The following is a 19,519-nucleotide window of genomic DNA, read 5'->3' as shown; positions in this document are numbered from 1 at the left end:
TCCCCGCCCGAAATGTGTCCCCAGACATCGTATTCTGTTCACAGAAACGCTCAAACCGTGCTTTAATATAAACCTGTTATCCCGGACTCCGGTCTCATTCACCTGCTCAGCCACAGCAACCGAGGTTTCCATGGGCATTGCAACAGACATCATCCTCATCGTGGTCGCGGCCTTCTGCTGTGGCCTTCTCATGCAGCGTATCGGTCAACCCCTGATTCTCGGGTACATTGCCGCCGGCATCGCCCTGGGTCCCCACACCGGCCTCACCACCGTTGCCAACATCCACGACATCGAACTCCTGGCCGAAATCGGCGTGGCCCTGCTGCTCTTTGCCCTGGGCCTGGAGTTCTCCAGCAAGGACCTTAAGCCGGTCAAAAAAATCGCCATCATAGGCACGCCCCTGCAGATGGGGCTCACCACCGCCCTGGGCTTTGTCATCGGCAAGGCACTGGGCTGGGGCTGGCTTCCGGCCCTCTGGCTCGGGGCCCTCATCTCCCTGTCCAGCACCATGGTCATCTTAAAGACCCTCATGAACCAGGGCTGGATGGGCACCCTCTCCAGCAAGGTCATGGTGGGCATGCTCATCATCCAGGACCTGGCCGTGGTGCCCTTTATGATCATCCTGCCCCAGCTCAGCACACCGGGTATGGGCCTGGATAACCTGGGGGCCGCGGCCGCCAAGGCAACGATTTTTCTTGTTGCCATGATTTTCCTGGGAACCCGCCTTTTGCCCCGACTGCTGGCCCACATCGCCCGCCTGGGTTCCCGGGAGCTTTTTTTACTGGCCATCACCGCCATCGGCCTGGGCATCGGATACCTCACCTACCTGGTGGGCCTCTCCTTTGCCTTCGGCGCCTTTGTGGCGGGCATGGTCCTGAGTGAATCGGATTACGGTCACCAGGCCTTAAGCGACATCATCCCCTTAAGGGACCTCTTCGGGCTCCTCTTCTTCGCCTCGGTGGGCATGCTCCTGGACCTTACCTTCCTTAAAGACCACCTCGGGGCGGTGCTGCTTCTGGTCACCGTCATCAGCCTGGGCAAGGGCCTCATCTTCATGGGGGTCACCCGCCTCTTCGGCTACGGCAACGTGGTACCCCTGGCCGTGGGCCTGGGCCTGTTTCAGGTGGGAGAGTTCTCCTTTGTCCTGGCACGGGTGGGGGTAGCCACGTCCTCCATCAGCCATGATCTCTACAGCCTGCTCCTCACCACGGCGGTGCTCACCATGGTCCTTACCCCCATTGTCTCGGGCCTGACCCCACGACTCTACACCTTGAAAAAACGATGGTTCCGCCATGAACCCCTGGAAACCGTCAACGTCCCGGAAGAGGGATTCCAGGACCACGTGGTCATCGCCGGGGGCGGGCGCGTGGGGCGCCACATTGCCTCGGCCCTCAAGGCCATGGGCCTTCCCTTTGTCATCATCGAACTCGACCAGCGGCGGGTGGAGCTGGCCAGGCAGGACAACCTGCCCGTGGTCTTCGGCGACGCCTGCCACGAGATTGTGCTGGAAGCGGCCGACATCCTGAGGGCCCGCCTCCTGCTCATCACCCTCCCCGGCCCGGTGGAGGCTCGCTCCGTGGTGACCCATGCCCGGAACATGGCCGAAGACATCACCATCATCACCCGGGCCTCTGGCAGGGAGTTCATCGAAATATTCAAGGACATGAACGTCTCCGAGGTGATCCTGCCGGAGTTCGAGGCCGGCCAGGAAATGACCCGTAAAGCCCTTCTCCACCTTCGCGTCCCCCCCACGGAGATCCAGCACCAGACCGAGACCCTCCGGCAGAAAATCTTCGCCCCCATGCTGGGAGACCACGAACAGATGACCACCCTGGGCCAGCTCTCCAGGGCAGAGCAGCAGTTCGACCTGCAGTGGGTCCGCCTCGAGCCCTCGGGCGCCCTGGTGGGCAGCACCCTGGGCGAGGCGCGCATCCGCACGGAAACCGGGGTGTCCGTGGTGGGCGTTCTCCGGGGTGAAACCCTCATCCCCAATCCCGACGCAGACCTGAGGCTCTCGGCCTGCGACCTGGTGGCCATCATCGGCACCGACGAGGCCCGCAGCCTCTTTCAGGCCCTGGCCGGTATCAACACGCCCGATCTCGATACCGAGGTGCTGGAGTAAGGGCTCACCCACACACGGACAACTGCCATGAAATGCCCCAAGTGCCATCACGACCAAGTCGCAGGATCAGAGTGCGAGGTATGCGGCGTCGTTTTTGAAAAATACCAAAGGATACAGGAACGTCTCAACGACCCCATCCACAGCATCTCGGATCGCAAGCCCGTCCGGCTGCCCGTGACCCGGCTCCCCAGATGGGTACGGGTCACCTTAAGCCTCACCGTTGTCTGGGCCTTTATCACCGGTGGCATGTACCTCGCCATCCGGTCGGCCCCCATGCAGCCCCGGCCAGGAGGCCCCACCGGCATCGCCCGGCAGTTCAACGCGGTCCGCCCCCACGGCAACCCGGTCCAAGAAAGCCGGCTGGCAACGGTGTTCATCGAAACGCCCTGGGGCTCGGGCTCTGGGTTCTTTATTGACTCTTCCTGCCGGATCCTCACCAACAAGCATGTTCTCACCGTAAGCGAAAAAGAGGTCGAGGAGATACGCCAGGAACTGCGTGTACTTGCCCATGTCATCCGCAGCAGGCAAGAGAGCAAAAAGCGCGACACCACCGTCCAAAGGCACCTGAATGACAGGGCCACTCCGGCACTGCGCTTCGCCGAACTCAAAACCCGTCTTGCGGCCATCGAAGAAAGCCGGGCCAACCCCAGCTACACGGTCATCCTCTACGACGATTCCACCTACACGGCCACCGACGTCACCTTCAGCGACACCCATGACCTGGCCCTCCTGCGGCTGGACCAGAAAGAGTGCCCCTGCATGAAAAAAGGGCAATCAGGTGCCCTGAAAGTCGGCCAGTCGGTCTTCACCATCGGCAACCCCTTGGGGCTTTCCCACACCGTGACCTCCGGCATTTTCTCCGGGAAACGAAGCCATGAAGGCCACACCTACATCCAGACCGACGCTCCCATCAACCCCGACAACAGCGGGGGCCCCCTCATTGATCAAACAGGCTGCGTGGTGGGCGTCAACACCATGAGCCTCGCCGGTTCCGAAGGCATCGGCTTAGCCATCCCCATTGAGGCTGCCCTGGATGAATTCCAGGAACTGATCCCTTAAGGCTCCCTTTCCATTTTGCCTGGGATGTGGCATAGTAACGCCCCCGATAATCGGAGTCATTCTTTCCGGAAACCCACCGACAGAAAGCGTCCGGGAATGCCTTTGGGGCCGCTGTTCCACGCACCGCAGAACCGACCGCGCATCGCCGCAACACCCCCGTCCCAAAGGCTCCACCCCAACCGTGAGGAGTCTGCCTTGGGAACCCATGTCATCGAAGAGGCCAATCAGTGCCTTGTCTGTAAAAAACCCCGCTGCACCACGGGATACCCCGTTTCTACACCCATCCGCGACATGATCGAGCTTTTCCGTAAGGGGATGTCTATCGCCTGGGCAAACGCGTGGCCATCATCGGCGCCGGAAACGTGGCCATGGACGTCGCCCGCACGGCCTTGAGAAAAGGGGCCCAGGAGGTCACCGTGGTCTACCGGCGCGGCGAAGCCGAAATGCCCGCCACCCCCTTTGAGTACGACTACGCCAAAGTGGAAGGGATCTTTGCCTCCGGGGACGTGGTCACCGGCGCCAAGGCCGTGGTGGAAGCCGTGGCCTTCTCCAAACGGGCCGTGGCTGCCATGGAAACGTATATGGACGGCAAGGTGGGGACACCTTAGCCCGGATATTTCACGGGTCGGGTGCACCCATAGTCAAGGCATCGGAGCTGCAGGAACAGATTCACTGTTCACGGGTCCCCAATTCTCTCTCACACCACGCCATCACCTCATGGAATGGCTCGGTCTCCAGGGCGGCAAACCCCTTTTCTCCCCGGGTACGGGACAGGGAGGGAGACGGGATGCCGCAGAGAAACTTGGCGATGAGGCGCGGATCACGGTTGGCAAGCCCGGCAACAAAGGACCCGGCCACCTGATCAAGGTGAAGGGCCGATAAATCACGGGCATGGGGGGCAGGCGGAATGGGGCGATGCTTGCCAAGGCAGACCGAACAACTCCCGCACGGGTGCTCCAGGGGCTCTCCAAAGTAAGCAGAGAGGGCCTGGGGCAGACAGGCGGTGCCGTCGGCAAGGTCGAGGACCTCATGAATCCGCGCCACCTCGGAGACCTCTTTCCGGCTGAAGAGATCGTGGAGGCGTTCGGAAAGAGCGGGCACATCCACCTGTTGCTGGAGAATCTCAAAGACATCCACGGCCCGGCCCTGCTTCAGGGTAATCATCCCCTGCTCTTCAAACCAGGAGAGGGCGCTCAGGATCCGCTCCCTGGGAGATCCGGTGGCCTGGCAGACCGCCTGCATGTCCGGATAGCTCCACACCTTCTTGTCGGCGGACAGGGAAAAGAGTGTCTCCACAAAGGCACGGCGCTCGCCTTGAAACGCATCGATGATGGCCCCTTTGGGGCGCTCGTACTTAAAGGCGTAATTCTCGAAAAAAACCCGCACGGGCTTGATCACCCCGAAAAGCTCCAGGTACACAAGCAGGGTCTTTAAGGGCAGGGGCCGCATGTCCAGCTGCCGGGTGAGCTCGGACTGCCTCACCTCCCAGTGCTTCTCGGAGTGGGAGGCGATTTCGGAGACCAGCTTGAAAATGCTCTCTTTGGACGGGGTATCCCCGTAGACAAAGTTCTCCAGGGTGTAAATCCCCTCCCGGGAGCCGATGAGGGTGCAGGCGGAGAGCTCGCCGTCGCGGCCCGCCCGGCCGATCTCCTGGCTGTACCCTTCGATGGATTTGGGCGGGTCAAAGTGGATCACCTTGCGGATGTCGCTCTTGTCGATGCCCATGCCAAAGGCGATGGTGGCGGCCACCGTGGGCAAAGAGCCCTCCATGAACCGGTTCTGAATGGACGCCCGAACGTCCGGTGCCAGCCCCGCATGATAGGCTTCACAGGGGAACCCGTTTTCCGTCAGAAAGGCCGCCGCAGACTCCGCCCCTTTCTGGAGGGTGGTGTAAACGATGGCCGGCCCACGGGGCTCATCCCCCATGGCCGCCAGGAGCGCCCCGCGCTTTTCGGTGTATGTGGCCGCCGGGAGCACCCGCAGGTGCAGGTTGGGCCGGAAAAAACCGGTGCGAACCACGCTCTCTTCACCCATACCGAACTTCTCGCAGATATCCCGGGCCACCTTGGGCGTTGCCGTGGCCGTGAGCAAAAGCACCTGGGGAATATTGTAAAAGGACTTGTACTCGGGGATCTTCAGGTAATCGGGCCGAAAATTGTGGCCCCACTCGGAGATGCAGTGGGCCTCGTCCACCACAAGGAGCGATAGGTTCATGCGCTTGAGCTGCTCCCTGAAAATCTCGTTTCGAAGGCGCTCCACCGACACCATAAGGATCTTGAGGGTCCCGTCCATGGCCTCCCCCAAAATTTTCCGGGACGCCTCGCGGGTCAGGGTAGAGTCCAGGCGGGCCGCCGGGATGCCCTTGGCCTTGAGAAAATCTTCCTGATCCTTCATCAGGGCGATGAGGGGCGAAATCACCACGGTAAGCCCGGGCAATGCCAGGGCCGGAAGCTGATAGCACAGGGACTTGCCCGCCCCCGTGGGAAACACAGCCAGGGCCGATCCCCCGCCCAGGATCCTCTCCACCACCGGCTCCTGCCCCTGCCGAAACCCTGAAAAACCAAACCGATTAAGCAGCTCTGCTGTGTTCATGATTTCCTTTCCTCATCAAACGTGGTCACGAGTCAGGTCAAAAAGCGACCCGTCGGAGGCAACTGAATCCTTACACAGGCATGGAATGTGCCCCTTATGCCCCGTCATGCAACCAGAAACCCAGGGGTGTTGTCAACAGGAGCCACCTTCATCCAGAAAAGATTAGCCTGCCGTCCAAAACACACCGATTTCCTTCCACAAAAAAGCCCCCTGGCTTATTCCGAAGGACACGGAGAAAACCAGGGGGCTACCAAAGGTTTATGGTCCAGCTTTTTTCAAAAAGCGGCCACCGGAAGCCTTTTCCTTCAACCTTTCACCCTATTACCTATTTCCTATTACCTAATTACCTTTTGCCTTTTGCCTTTTGCCCTTAGCCTTTACCCTTTTACCATTCTCACACCTTAAACCGCGCCACCATCCCTGTCAGGGCATCGGAGAGCCGCGTCAACTCACCGGCATGGGTGCTGAGCAAGGTGCTGCTGGAGGCGAGTTCGGCGCCGGTGGCGTTCACCACCCTGATCTCCTGGGCGATGTTCTCGGCCACCATGGAGCTTTCGGCCACGTTGGAGTTCACTTCATCGATACCCTGGGCAGCCTGGGCCACGTTGCCGGCGATCTCCCGGGTGGTGACGGCCTGCTCTTCCACGGCAGCGGCAATGGTTGCCACCACGTCGTTGACCTCCACGATCACATCCGTGATGGACCGGATCTCCACCACGGTCTCTTCGGTGGCCCCCTGGATCCCGGCCACCTGGCGCTTGATCTCCTGGGTGGCGTCGGCGGTCTGGGCAGCCAGGGCCTTGATCTCGTTGGCGACAACAGCAAAACCTTTTCCGGCTTCACCGGCACGGGCCGCCTCGATGGTGGCGTTCAGGGCCAGCAGGTTGGTCTGCTCGGAGATCTCGGTGATGGCCTCGGTCACCTTGCCGATCTCCTGGGCCGACCCGCCCAGGTGATCCACCTTCCGGCTGGCCATGCGCGCCTTGTCCACGGCCTCGTGGGTCATGGTGCTGGCCTTTTCGGAGTTGGCGGCGATGTCCTGGACCGTGACGCTCATCTCTTCGGAGGCTGCGGCCACCATGCCGACGTTGCCTGCGGCCTGCTCGCTTGCGGCGGCCACCGAGGTCATGCTGCCGCTCATCTCACCGGCTGCCGCGGCAACGGTCCTGGACTTGGAAGAGGCCTCATCCGCATTCTGGGAAAGCTGGGTGGAGACGGCCGAGAGTTCGTTTGCGGCACCGTTGAGCCCCCGGGCGTTATCCGTGACGTCCCGAACGATGCCCTGAAGGTTCTCGATGAAGACGTTGATCCAGTGGGCCAAAACGCCGATCTCGTCATGTTTCTTGATCACCAGGCGTGTGGTGAGGTCCCCCTCCCCTTCGGCTATGCCCTGAAGCCCTTCAATGGCTTCCCCCAGGGTGCGGGAAATGCCAAAAGCAATGGTCAGGGTCACGGGAAGGATCATTAAAAGGAAAAAGGCACCGGCGAGCCCGGCCACCCATGCCCCCTTTCGGGCCACATTGCCCGACACAAGGGCTTCGATGCGTGCTTTCTCCACGTCAATGTTGTCGATGTAGACACCGGTCCCCACCCAGAGGCCGGTACCCGGGATCATCTCTGCATACCCAAGCTTCGGCTGGATCCCCTTGCCGGGCTTCTTGTACTGATACCGTACAAACCCGCCGCCGCCTTTGGCCGCATTGTGAAGATCGCGGACGTAATACACCCCCACCGAATCCTTGACGCCGGAGAGTTCTTTTCCCGCAAGGGATAGGTTGGTCGCCACACACACCACGGTCGTCTTGTCGTAAACAAAAAAATAGCCCGACTTATCCTCACCAAACCTGAGGGAGGCGATGCGGTCTTCCACCACGGCACGCACCTCCGCAGGGTCGGTCGTGCCCTTTAACGCCTTGCCCAGCATCTCCCCCACGGTATGGGACGCCACCTTCAGCGTCTCCTTCTGCCTTTCCAGCATCATCGACTCAGCCGCATCGATCCCCACCTCTTTTGCCAAACGTCCCGTTTCAAACACGCCGAACAACATACCGACAAACAACACCATGACCATCCCGACAACAACAAACAGACGTGCTTTGATTGATACGTTTTTGAGCATTCCTTCTCCTTTGCAGCCATGCAATTCGGGGCTCTCCAGAAACTATGAGCCCTTGCCCTTTCGCCGTTGAAAGGGCCCTGTCTCAACATCCGTGGAACAGACGAAACGTACGCATTTTTTTTAGCAACCAACACCCCGTCCCAGCCAAAAACAGGCCGCACAGGGGACACCCTCCTCTGTCAAAAAAAATTTAGTCACATACCCTCTGGTCACCAGACCAAACACTGTTCCACACACTTCTGTTATCGCCGATTGCGCCCCGCGATTTAGATCAATTTCAGCTCTGGGCTGCCCTTGCGGCAAAACCCAAGTGGCAAATCACCGATTTTCTGAGACAGTCCCACTTTAAAAAAACAGCAGCGATGCCGTCGGTGATAGGTGATAGGTGATAGGTGATAGGTGATAGGGAATCACCCTTGATACGGGATTCCATGCAACATGCATCTCAAGCCTGAAAGCAAAACGCATCATCCGGATATTTCACGAGCCATGAAATATCCGGGATAAGAGGCTCAGCCCCTGCCACCCGGAACGTTCCCCGTGATCCCTGTCCGGCTTGCGTTGCCTTCCTCCCGACACCTGCTACGCACAAAAAAAATGCCTTTACCACAGACGAGACATCTTCCCGTCACAGGTAAAGGCATTTGTTACTATTCAGCTTATGCCTCCGGCGGCCCTTCCGGGGGCTAAACGTTTGCCTGATTTTATAAAGGCGGGTTTAACAAACAGGTTTTAAAACATCTTTTTGAGTGAATGTTTACTTTAAAGGCGGATGTGATTTGCCCCGAGGAACGAGGGGGAAATCACATCCGAAACCTGCTTTCAAGGTGGCTCACCTTGCCGCCGGAGGCAGCGTTTTTTCTTATCTATTTACCCTACTTCATAAACATCCGGGGAAAGCCCATGAGCACCTTGCCAAGTCCTTTGGCCCGCTCTTTCCAGGTGGGGGCGTACAGGGTCTGGGCCACGCCCTTGATGGTGGCGTAGACCCTAGGGCTGAAGGGGTGCCACCACAGGTTTTTCTTCACAAGGGGCATCACGTCCTGCACAACCACCTGGGATTCGGTCATCTCGGCAAAGCCGATGGCGCCGTGGGAACGGCCGATGCCGGACTCCTTAAAGCCGCCCCAGGGGGTTTCGGCCAGGCCGTGGCTCATAAGGTGATCGTTGACGGTGACGGCACCGGCCATGATGCGCCGTGCAAGCTCGGCCCCTTTCTTCCACTTTTTCGTCCACACCGAGCCGGTGAGCCCTAAATCGGAGTCGTTGGCAAGGATCACGGCGTCGTCCATGCTGGCCACCTTCATCACCCCCAGCACCGGGCCAAAGGTCTCTTCGGCCATGACCAGCATATCGTGGGTCACCTCGGTGAGCACCGTGGGCGGATAAAAATGTCCCTGCATGGGGTCTTTGGGGGGCTTGGACCGGGCATAGACCACCGCGCCCTTGGCCACGGCGTCATCCACGTGGCGCTTCACCGTCTCCAGCTGCCGTTCGGTGGCAATGGCCCCCACGTCCGTGGTGTGGTTGCGATCGTACCCAATCCTCAGCGACTCCACCTTGGCCTTAAGGCGCTTCATAAAGGGCTCGTACACGGCGACATGCACATAGATCCGCTCCACGCCCCCGCAGGATTGCCCGGCGTTCTGAAGGCCCGCCCACACCGCCCCGTTCACCGCGCGGTCCAGGTCGGCGTCTTCGCACACCAGCATGGCGTCGTTGCCCCCAAGTTCCAGGGAGACAGGGGTAAGGGTCTCGGCCGCCTTGGCCATGAGGATCTTCCCCACGGGAACCGAGCCGGTGAAGAAGAGTTTGTCGACCCCGGACTCCAGAAAGGCATCCCCTGCCATGCGACCGGGCATGTTGATAAAGCTGAAGAGCCCTTCGGGCAGGTCCGCGGCCGCAAGGCACTCTTTCAGGGCCAGGCCCACGGCCTGGGTCTCCGAAGCGGTCTTGAGAACCACGGCGTTGCCCGCAAGCAGCCCCATGACCACCTCTGAAAAGGGAATACTGAAGGGGTAATTCCACGGCGAGATAATCCCGATCACCCCAAAGGGCACCCGGTGAATCCTGCTCCACTTGTTGGCAAAAAAGAGATTCCCCGGCATCATCCTTCGGGGCTTGAGAAACCCCTTGGCCTTGCCGCCGTAATATGTCAGGGCCATCATGGCGGGCACGATCTCGGAAACCAGGGCGTCGATACGGGTTTTCCCCACATCCCGGGCCACGGTCTCGGCCAGCTCGTCCAGATGGGCCATCATATACTCCCGCACCGGCATCATCCGCCGGACCCGCTCTTTCACCGGCATGCCCGCCCAAGCCTTCTGAGCCAGCCTTCCCGCCGCAATGGCCTCTTTGAGGTCTTCTGTGGAATGCAGGGGAGAGTGCCCGAGAAGCTCCCCTGTAACGGCGTCGCAGCAAGGGGTCGCGTCATTGTCCGGTAGAACCTGTGCCTCCATGGAACTGCTCATCTGTGCCTCCTTTCCGGCCCTGATAAAACGGGGAGCCGTTGTGTTGGACCAACCGTTCGTGCCTTGATTCCCAAGCCTCTCAGTCGGCCAGACGGCCGACAACTCCCCCAACCATAGCCTCCAACGACAACCCTGTCAATACACACCAGAAAATGTGGTTCACGAAAGTAAAACAGGTTCCCGGCACCGGCACAACCAGGGTACGGGCCATGCCCGTCATGCAAAACCGGACACCTCCAAAGCCACGTTACCGTTCCCGCCCGCCACAGGTGCCAGGTGCCACCGGGTCTCGGCAATGCGCGCCAGAAAACGATTGTCATGGCTCACCACAAGAAGGCCGCACGAGCACAAAGCCAGGGCTTCCTCCAGGCAGGTCACCGAGGGCAGGTCCAGGTGATTGGTGGGTTCGTCCATGACAATGAGATGGGGATGCTTGGCAATGCCCATGGCGATGGCAAGTTTCCTCAGCTCTCCCGGACTCGGCTGCCGCGTATCCATGAGCCTTGCAGGTGGCGATCCCAGCCTGCGGACAAGGGTCATGATCCGCCCCAGCTCCTCTTCGGGCAACGAGCGGACCTTGCGGACAAATCCACGGGCCTCGTCCGGGTCTGTCTCCTGGGGCAGAAAGAACACCCGCTCTTCCGCTATGCGGATTCGGGTGAGGACATAGCGAATCAGGGAGCTTTTGCCCGTCCCGTTGTTTCCGGTGATCCCCACCCGGCTTGATGGCCCCATGTCGAGGTCGGGAAAGCTCAGGCGCTTGTCCGGAGACAGGGCCATTGTCCCCCTGGGGATGTGAAACAAAAAGTCACGCTTCGACCGGCTGTCCGGCAGCCGTATGCCGGTGTCATACCGCTTGATGACCCGGATGTTCCGGTGCGTCTCATCGGCCTGGCGTATCCTTCCCGCAAGGCGTTTCAAGGCCCGACCATCTGCCCCGTCTTTTCCTGAAATGCGGCAGAGATCGATCTTGGCTTTTGCGTCGTGATCCTTTGAAGCAACGCCCCGTTTGGACCGCCTGGCGTTGGAGCTGGAGGCACGGTCCCTTCTTCGGGCCGCCTCCTGCTTCAGTTTTTTCAGAGCCCGGCCTGCAGTTTCGCGCTCTTTTTCCGCGGATTGCTCCTCCAGCTTGGCCTGCTCCCGGCCCTGGGAATACGTTCCCGGCCTCAACCGGACAGCCGGAGGGTCCATAAAGAGGCACCGATCACACAGCGCATCCAAAAGCTCCCGGTCGTGGCTCACCAGGAGCCCGATGCCCTGAAAAGCCTTCAGCGCGTTGAAAAGAAGCCCCCTTGCCCTGGCGTCCAGATGGTTTGTGGGCTCGTCCACCGCCAACAAACGGGGCTGTCTCCAGAGGGCCGTGCCCACCTGGGCCCGCTTCCGCTCCCCATGGCTCAGGCTCTCCCACCGGTAGGGCCAGTCGTAGCCCATTTCCAACTCCGAGACGAGGCGGCCTGCGGCCTTGTCCCCGGAAACGAGCATCTCTTCCAGGAGATCTGGCATCCGGTCCGTGTCCTGGCGGCAGTAAACCGCATGCTCCGGTGCGGTGACGCGGCCGGAATCCGGTCTGAGGTCTCCGGCAGCGAGCTTTAAAAGGGTGGTTTTCCCGGTGCCGTTACCCCCCACCACGCCGGTCCACCCCCTGGGAACCGTCACGGAAAGGTGATCAAAGACAAGCGAGCACGACGCTGGATAGGAAAAGGTTATCGCATCAAAAACAACGGTTGAGTGGCCCATGGTTCCCTCTTCATCATTATTATGGCCATGTTCCGTCACCGTCGGGCAAGGGGAGTGCGCTCTGTTGTCGGATGGGTGTACCCGTGGATGATACGCCCTTGAGAAACAAGGGTGCACATGTGGGAGGGAAAACCGACGGGTCCGACGCGATACGTCAAACCAAAAGAGCCGAGGGGAACGGAACATGGGAATGGTGATGGCATGACAGCCCGAAAGCGGTCGCCCTTGTGTACCGATTCACATGATCTGGTCTGATTCCCTTGGCTAGTTTCTCATCGGTTCGTTCCTTTGGTGGAGTAAAGGGGGCCCGACGTGGATACATCGGGTAAAGGTGTCTTATTCTTATACGGGAAGGGAGGTTTCATCAATATCTTTCTGTCCTGCCCACAGCCCCCCACAGAAGAAAAAAACCTCCCCCTCCCTTGCACCGGCATCGGCAATTCCCGCGTGCCAAATATCCCCCAATGTCGTATGACGGACAGAGGAACACGCCGCAACATGCCGGGGCGTCGTTCAGACCAGAAAAACAAGGAGGGCTTTGCCATGAACCACCCCGACATCGACACCTACAAACAGGACCTGGCCGTGTTTCGCATCCGGGATTTGAACGCCCCCTGGCGGGAGATCCTGGACAAAGGAACGCGCAAGACCCTGCCCCGGCACCACGAGCTGAGCAACGCCGACGACAACACCTTTTTCTTCCTCGACCGGGGCACCCTGCACCTCTCCTGCATCGCCGAAGACGGCCAGGAACGGGTGGTGATGATCATGTGGAAAGGTGCTGGTTAATCGTGCAAAGATGGGCACGCTCCGCTTTGCCCATCCTACGTGTGACACACGGCCACCGGAGACGATAACCCGAAGTGGTATAGGATGGGCAAAGGCACAGCCGTATCCGCTGAGGTTGTGACGACCCTGGCGCCGTGCCCATCGCGTTCGGCGATGGCCTCTGTTATGGGGTTGGGAATGTGCGGGTTAACCCTGCAAAGATGGGCACGCTCCGCTTTGCCCATCCTACGTGTGACACACGGCCACCGGAGGCGATAACCCGAGGTGGTGTAGGATGGGCAAAGGCACAGCCGTGTCCGCTGAGATTGCGACGGCCCTGGCGTCGTGCCCATCGTGTGTGGCGATGCTCTCTGTCATGGGGTTGGGAAGATGTGGGTTAACCCTGCAAAGATGGGCACGCTGCGCTTTGCCCATCCTACGTGTGACACACGGCTATCTGAGGCGATAACCCGAGGGGGTGTAGGATGGGCAAAGGCACAGCCGTATCCGCTAAGGTTGTGACGGCCCTGGCGCCGTGCCCATCGTGTGTGGTGATGGCCTCTGCAATGGGGCTGGGATGGTGCGGGTTAATCGTGGAAAGATGGGCACGCTCCGCTTTGCCCATCCTACGTGTGACACACGGCCATCTGAGGCGATAACCCGAGGTGATGTAGGATGGGCAAAGGCACAGCCGTATCCGCTGAGGTTGTGACGGCCCTGGCGCCGTGCCCATCGTGTGCGGCGATGGCCTCTGTCATGGGGTTGGGAAAGTGCGGGTTCACCGTGCAACGATGGGCACGCTCCGCTTTGCCCATCCTACGTGTGACACACGGCCATCTGAGGCGATAACCCGAGATGGTGTAGGATGGACAAAGGCACAGCCGTATCCGCTGAGGTTGCGACGGCCCTGGCGCCGTGCCCATCGCGTGTGGAGATGCTCTCTGTCATGGATTTGGGAAGGTGCGGGTTAACCCTGCAACGATGGGCACGCTGCGCTTTGCCCATCCTACGTGTGACACACGGACACCGGAGGCGATGACCCGAGGTGGTGTAGGTTGGGCAAAGGCACAGCCGTATCCGCTGAGGTTATGACGACCCTGGCGCCGTGCCCATCGCGTTCGGCGATGGCCTCTGTCATGGGGTTGGGAAGGTGCGGGTTAACCCTGCAACGATGGGCACGCTCCGCTTTGCCCATCCTACGTGTGATACACGGCCATCTGAGGCGATAACCCGAGGTGGTGTAGGATGGGCAAAGGCACAGCCGTGTCCGCTGAGGTTGCGACGGCCTTGGCGCCGTGCCCATCGCGTGCGGCGAAGGTCTCTGCCATGGAGCTGGGAAGGTGCGGGTTCACCGTGCAACGATGGGCACGCTCCGCTTTGCCCATCCTACGTGTGATACACGGCCATCTGAGGCGATAACCCGAGGTGGTGTAGGATGGGCAAAGGCACAGCCGTGTCCGCTGAGGTTGCGACGGCCTTGGCGCCGTGCCCATCGCGTGCGGCGAAGGTCTCTGCCATGGAGCTGGGAAGGTGCGGGTTCACCGTGCAACGATGGGCACGCTCCGCTTTGCCCATCCTACGTGTGATACACGGCCATCTGAGGCGATAACCCGAGGTGGTGTAGGATGGGCAAAGGCACAGCCGTATCCGCTGAGGTTGCGACGGCCCTGGCGCCGTGCCCATCGCGTGTGGCGATGCTCTCTGTCATGGAGTTGGGAAGGTGCGGGTTAACCGTGCAACGATGGGCACGCTCCGCTTTGCCCACCCTAACAAAGCCTCTCCCCACTTTTCCCGTGCCCCTTGGCCCAAAACATGAGATACTCGTGGACTGAAATTTGCAACGTATCAAGGGTAACCCTGGGTGCGTGCCCCGCCTGAAACCGCCGCAACGCCCCAACGTCGTGAAAAACCCCACATCATGTGCAAGGCAGGAACCTCCATGGCAAAAACCATCTTTGGAAAAATGCTACCCTTTCTCATTTTTCTCATGATCTGGCAGGCAATGGCCCTGATGATCCAGGCCAACCGGCACGTGGCCTTTCCCACCCCCTGGGAGGTGGGCCAAACCCTGGCGGCCCTGGTGTCCGGCGCTCCCCTGTCCGAAGCGCCCCTGATACGCCACATAGGGGACAGCCTCCTGCGCTGGCTCGCTGGCTTCGGTATCGCCGCGGTGTGCGGCACCTTTTACGGCCTGCTGGCGGGGTGGTCCAGGGGCTTTCGCAATGCGACCCTTCCCATTCTCCACGTCCTACAGCTGATCCCGGGCCTGGCCTGGATCCCCGTGGCTATCCTCTGCTTCGGCATCGGCGAGGCCGCCACCGTCTCCATGATCGCCATCACCGCCTTTACCCCCATTGCCTTAAACGTCCTGTCCGGGGTGCAGCAGCTCGACGAAACCTATCTGCGGGCGGCGCGCATGATGGGGGCAAGGGGAAAGACCCTGCTCCTTCGCGTGCTGCTGCCCGGGGCCCTTCCGGCCACCATCAGCGGCCTTCGCATCGGCCTGGGCAACGGGTGGCGGGTCCTGGTGGCGGCTGAAATGGTGGTGGGCACGGGAACGGGCCTGGGCTACGCCATCATCGAAGCCCGTTGGACCCTGGATTACGCCTCGGCCTTCTCCTGCATCGGCATCATCTGCCTCATCGGGCTCCTGGTGGAACGTCTCCTGTTCAAGCCCCTTGAAGAGAGGACCATTGCCAAATGGTACCTCACGGGGGATGACGCATGATCTCCTGCACCGACCTTCATAAAGCATACGGCACAAACGGTGCCTCGGGCCCGGCCATTTTATCCGATGTCTCCCTCTCCCTGGGCCATGGGGAGTTCACCTGCATCCTGGGCCCCAGCGGGTGCGGTAAAACCACGCTCCTCAACCTCATTGCAGGATTTGTCCGGCCCACCTCTGGGACCCTTTTGTTTCGGGGGGAACCCATCACGGACCCCGGGCCGGAGCGGGGCGTGGTCTTCCAGGAGGCCACCCTCTTTCCCTGGCTCACGGTGCTGAAAAACGTGGCATTCGGCCTGGAGCAGCAAGGCAAGCCGGATAAAACCTGCACCGAAGAGGCCCTGCACCACCTGGAGCTCGTGGGCATGGCCGACCACGCCAAGGCCTACCCCCACACCCTGTCCGGCGGCATGAAGCAGCGGGTGGCCATTGCCCGGGTTCTGGCCCTTGCCCCCGACGTCCTGCTCATGGACGAGCCCTTCAGCGCCCTGGACGCCAACACCCGGGAAAGGCTCCAGGACGAGCTGCTCCGGCTCTGGCAGCGCTTCGGCCAGACCGTGGTCTACGTTACCCACAGCGTGGAAGAGGCGGCCTTCCTGGCAGATCGGGTCATCGTCATGGGGCCCTCCCCCCGCAACATCCGGGCAGACAAACCCATCGGCCTGCCCCGCCCCCGCACCCGGTATTCACACGACATGGAAGCGGTGGTCCGCGACCTGAGACGTGAACTCAACGCCCTGCCCTGCTGCATCGGCCCCACCCGCATCGATGCCTAAAGAAAGCAGGCCTTCGGCTCGGGCTACGCCCGACATAAACGCTGATGGTTTGTGCGGCCTATCTACACACTGCGACGTGACAGGATAGGCTGTCCCCACTTATTCGTTATCGATTTAACCGCACTATCTCAGGAGGGCTGGAGGGGCACCCAAAAAACCTGTTTGGCAAACTTTTCAAAAGTTTGGCCCCCGGCAGGGCCGCCGGAGGCATTTTTTTCTTTTTGAACTCACGTTAACCATCGTTAAGGAACCATACACATGAAATTCACAGCTCTTTTCCCAGGCCACACCGCACCGCGCCATCGAGGCCCTATCCCTCTCCTGTTTACCGCCCTGGTCCTTGGCCTGTCGGTCACCTTTGCCGCCTGCACCCAGAAACCGGAGACGGCCCCAGAGCCCATCCGTTTTGCCTTCCAGAACCGCATCGGCAGCGCCCTGCCCGTCATTGCGGTGGAAAAAGGTTTTTTCGCCGATGAGGGCCTTGACGTGACACCCCTTCGCTTCAACAACGGCCCGGCCTGTGCCGAGGCCCTCTACTCCGGCTCCGCAGACTTCGGCACCATGGGAGACACCACGGCCATCATCAGCGCCTCCCGTTCCGAGAACCTCACCATCATCGCCAGCCACTGCACCGGGGAGCATCGCCACCGCCTCATCGTCCGCAAGGACTCACCCTACACCACCCTGGCCGATCTCTCGGGCAAGCGCGTGGGCATCAAAAAAGGGACCTCCACCTACGGGGGATTTCTTGCGGCTTTAAGTGCTGCCGGGATCCCGGCCGGGACCATCACCGTAACGGACCTGTCGCCCTCCACCCTGCCCGAGGCCCTGGCCGCAGGCTCCATCGATGCCTTTGCCGCCAGTGAGCCCACCCCCTCCATGGGAGAGCTCAAGGGGGGAAGGGAGCTTATGACCTTCGGCGGCCTTGGCAACCGCTACCCCATCATGCTCCTGGCCCAAAAGGAGTTCCTTGCCAATCGCCGGGCCGACACCTTTGCGTTCATAAAGGCCCTCAAGACCGCCGAGGCCTTTGTGCAGGCCCACCCTGAGGAGACAGCCGAAATCATGGCCCGGGCCACGGGGCTTCCCCGGGAGGTGATGCAGTCGGCCATGGCCCGCCACACCTACGCCCTCTCCCTGGACGCCTCCATCGTAGGCAGCCTCTCGGACACCGCCGCTTTTTTAAAGGCCCAGGGCAAGGTCCAGACGGTCCCCGATTTATCTACAGCCTGTACAGACCGCTTCCTGAACTGAAAATAGGAAGCATGCAACCGACCTGCCGGGGGCAGGGCCCTGCCCCGCCCCCCCCAAAGCGCCCGCCATCACCTGAACAACAAACCCTCTGCATATCAGTGCATTACACACCCCCACCCTCCATTTACTGATTTCTATAAAAAGCCCATTTTACTTACTGCCTTATTTTTTTGTTTAAAAAGAAAAACAAGCGTTGACCAGGAGTTCACTCGTATGGTTTATATCTAACTAGGACACGGAACAGTGTGCCTGATAACATCTTATGTTTCCTGGTTTTAAAAATCCCAGGATACCTCTCGGTTCATACATACTTTTTTCCCGAGCGCCCTCGACGCCCAACTTGTCGGGGAAGACGCTGGAAAAAGCCAAACCTGTTGTGAAGCAGGGACGGAAAGCCACGGGTCTTCCCCAAACGAAGACAGCCGGGTTGCCCATGGATGACGCCCGATGGCCGCCTTCGCAGCCCAAGTGCCGTCACCCGTGCGACCGCTCCATGGAGCCCTTCCCACCCCCCTCCCGCCACACTGGCCCAAGCACCCGGTTTGCTTTTTCACCCCCGCAGGAAACACATGCAGTCAGGATGGCTGAACCGCCCCTGATCCGTTTTTTTGTCAACCGCAAGATGGCAAGGAGAAAAAGCAGACATGACATGGTTTCGCAAGGTCGCCCTTGTTGCAGTGAGCCTCATCGCCCTGACCTGCACGGCCCAAGCCGCAGAGCTGACCCACTGGCCCGGGGCTCAACGCCACAAGCTGATCCGTCTCATCGAACGCAACGCCTTTCAGGACAAATTTGCTGTCTTTGCCTGCGACAACACCCTCTGGTACCGGAACCTGGACGCATCCCTGCTGGCCTACCTGGAAAACAAGGGACTCATGACCCCGGAGTCCATGGATCCCGCCCTTGAAATCGTCCCCCTGCTTCCGGGAGACACCCTCACCTCTTATGCCCGACGGCTTTTCGAGATCGACCCCAAGGTGGGGTCTCCCTGGCTCGCCCGGATCTTTTCCGGGTTTACCTTGGAAGAGCTCAAGGGCCACGTGGACGATCTCTTCGCCCTGAACGGCGCGTCCATTCCCGCCAAGTACCGGCAAAGCGGCGTGCTTACCGAGATAGAGGTGGAGGCCCCGCGTATCTACCCCGGCATGCGGGAACTCATCAACGCCATGCAGGAGAACGACATCGAGGTCTTCCTGATCTCCTCCGCCCTGGAAGAGCTGGTGCGCATGGTGGCCTGCGACCCCCGGTACGGGCTCAACATCAAACCCGAAAACGTCATCGGCGTCAGCACCCTGCTCAAGGACCGTGCCACCGGCAACATCACCACGGCCCGCCTGCAGATCCAGAGAGGTCATTTTCTGGATGAGAGCTACCCCAAAGCGCGGCACATGACCATGGAGCTTACCCCCACCCTGTGGAGCCCTTACACCATCACCTCCGGCAAGGTCTGGGCCATCGAGGACTATATCCACCCGGTAAACCGCCCCATTTTAGCGGCCGGGGCTTCCCCCAACGATCACCCCATGCTCTTCAAGGCCGAAGAGTTCGGGGGCATTAAGCTCTGGGTCAACCGCAGGGAAGACCTCTGGGAAGCCACCCAGGCGGCCCGAACCCTCCGCGCCCGGCAGCAGCAGGAGGCCTGGCAGTACCCCTCCGCCAACAAGCGCTGGCTCATGGTCCGCCCCGACGACATCGGCATTTAACAACATGACCATTTAGGCTTTTTTTCGGGGAACCGAGCACCTTTTCCGGGCACCATACCCCATGCCGTCCCCACACGGCATGCCCCCCCGATGGTGCCTTTCATCCAGGTGCCGGCTCCCCGCTCCGCCCCACCTTGAGCAAGACCCGGGGCGGAGCCTCTCCCATGAAAAAACCCCCTGAAGCATTTTGCTT

The 19,519-nt window shown here is 60.5% G+C and carries 13 protein-coding genes and 1 riboswitch; of the genes, 9 read left to right on the top strand and 4 right to left on the bottom strand.

The annotated features are described in order from the left end of the window. Positions 1 to 130 precede the first annotated feature (130 nt). Genes ACOYW0_RS14390 through ACOYW0_RS14375 form a run of 4 tightly spaced genes read left to right on the top strand, consistent with a single transcriptional unit; the run spans position 131 to position 3,789 of the window. Positions 131 to 2,122: a monovalent cation:proton antiporter family protein gene (locus tag ACOYW0_RS14390; protein ID WP_482414552.1), complete on the top strand. Its 1,992-nt coding sequence runs from the start codon at positions 131 to 133 to the stop codon at positions 2,120 to 2,122. A 27-nt stretch (positions 2,123 to 2,149) separates the two neighbouring features. Then, positions 2,150 to 3,181, top strand: a complete 1,032-nt coding sequence (locus tag ACOYW0_RS14385; protein ID WP_482414551.1) for a S1C family serine protease — start codon at positions 2,150 to 2,152, stop codon at positions 3,179 to 3,181. Between the two features lie 24 nt (positions 3,182 to 3,205). Next, the gene (locus ACOYW0_RS14380; RefSeq protein WP_482418836.1) at positions 3,206 to 3,574 is read left to right on the top strand and encodes a hypothetical protein; all 369 of its coding nucleotides are present in this window, start codon (positions 3,206 to 3,208) and stop codon (positions 3,572 to 3,574) included. Continuing rightward, positions 3,520 to 3,789, top strand: a complete 270-nt coding sequence (locus tag ACOYW0_RS14375) for an NAD(P)-binding domain-containing protein (RefSeq protein ID WP_482414550.1) — start codon at positions 3,520 to 3,522, stop codon at positions 3,787 to 3,789. Before ACOYW0_RS14380 ends, ACOYW0_RS14375 begins: the two co-directional genes overlap by 55 nt. 61 nt (positions 3,790 to 3,850) lie before the next feature. On the opposite strand, the gene ACOYW0_RS14370 is transcribed toward ACOYW0_RS14375, so the two are convergent. From ACOYW0_RS14370 to ACOYW0_RS14355, 4 genes are all read right to left on the bottom strand, one after another. Beyond that, positions 3,851 to 5,773 carry a RecQ family ATP-dependent DNA helicase gene (locus ACOYW0_RS14370; RefSeq protein ID WP_482414549.1) on the bottom strand — a complete coding sequence of 641 codons (1,923 nt, stop codon included), beginning with the start codon at positions 5,771 to 5,773 and terminating at the stop codon, positions 3,851 to 3,853. A 394-nt stretch (positions 5,774 to 6,167) separates the two neighbouring features. Further along, complete coding sequence (locus ACOYW0_RS14365) at positions 6,168 to 7,892, bottom strand: methyl-accepting chemotaxis protein (protein WP_482414548.1); 1,725 nt, start codon at positions 7,890 to 7,892, stop codon at positions 6,168 to 6,170. 875 nt (positions 7,893 to 8,767) lie between these two features. Next, positions 8,768 to 10,363 carry an aldehyde dehydrogenase family protein gene (locus tag ACOYW0_RS14360; protein WP_482414547.1) on the bottom strand — a complete coding sequence of 532 codons (1,596 nt, stop codon included), beginning with the start codon at positions 10,361 to 10,363 and terminating at the stop codon, positions 8,768 to 8,770. A 216-nt stretch (positions 10,364 to 10,579) separates the two neighbouring features. Continuing rightward, positions 10,580 to 12,100: an ATP-binding cassette domain-containing protein gene (locus ACOYW0_RS14355; RefSeq protein ID WP_482414546.1), complete on the bottom strand. Its 1,521-nt coding sequence runs from the start codon at positions 12,098 to 12,100 to the stop codon at positions 10,580 to 10,582. Positions 12,101 to 12,643: 543 nt separating this feature from the next. Between ACOYW0_RS14355 and ACOYW0_RS14350 the strand changes: the two genes are divergently transcribed. From ACOYW0_RS14350 to ACOYW0_RS14330, 5 genes are all read left to right on the top strand, one after another. Continuing rightward, positions 12,644 to 12,889, top strand: a complete 246-nt coding sequence (locus ACOYW0_RS14350; RefSeq protein ID WP_482414545.1) for a hypothetical protein — start codon at positions 12,644 to 12,646, stop codon at positions 12,887 to 12,889. Between the two features lie 1,918 nt (positions 12,890 to 14,807). Then, positions 14,808 to 15,596 carry an ABC transporter permease gene (locus ACOYW0_RS14345; protein ID WP_482414544.1) on the top strand — a complete coding sequence of 263 codons (789 nt, stop codon included), beginning with the start codon at positions 14,808 to 14,810 and terminating at the stop codon, positions 15,594 to 15,596. Beyond that, on the top strand, positions 15,593 to 16,369 hold the full coding sequence (locus tag ACOYW0_RS14340; RefSeq protein ID WP_482414543.1) for an ABC transporter ATP-binding protein: 777 nt from the start codon (positions 15,593 to 15,595) through the stop codon (positions 16,367 to 16,369). Before ACOYW0_RS14345 ends, ACOYW0_RS14340 begins: the two co-directional genes overlap by 4 nt. 258 nt (positions 16,370 to 16,627) lie before the next feature. Then, a complete protein-coding gene (locus ACOYW0_RS14335; RefSeq protein WP_482414542.1) occupies positions 16,628 to 17,623 on the top strand; it encodes an ABC transporter substrate-binding protein in 996 nt (331 codons plus the stop codon). A 354-nt stretch (positions 17,624 to 17,977) separates the two neighbouring features. Further along, a riboswitch (cyclic di-GMP riboswitch) is annotated at positions 17,978 to 18,058 on the top strand. A 209-nt stretch (positions 18,059 to 18,267) separates the two neighbouring features. Then, a complete protein-coding gene (locus ACOYW0_RS14330) occupies positions 18,268 to 19,326 on the top strand; it encodes an HAD family hydrolase (RefSeq protein WP_482414541.1) in 1,059 nt (352 codons plus the stop codon). Positions 19,327 to 19,519 lie beyond the last annotated feature (193 nt).

Source organism: Desulfoluna sp. HI9BLuna (assembly GCF_056829775.1).
This window is presented reverse-complemented; position numbering and strand designations above follow the sequence as displayed.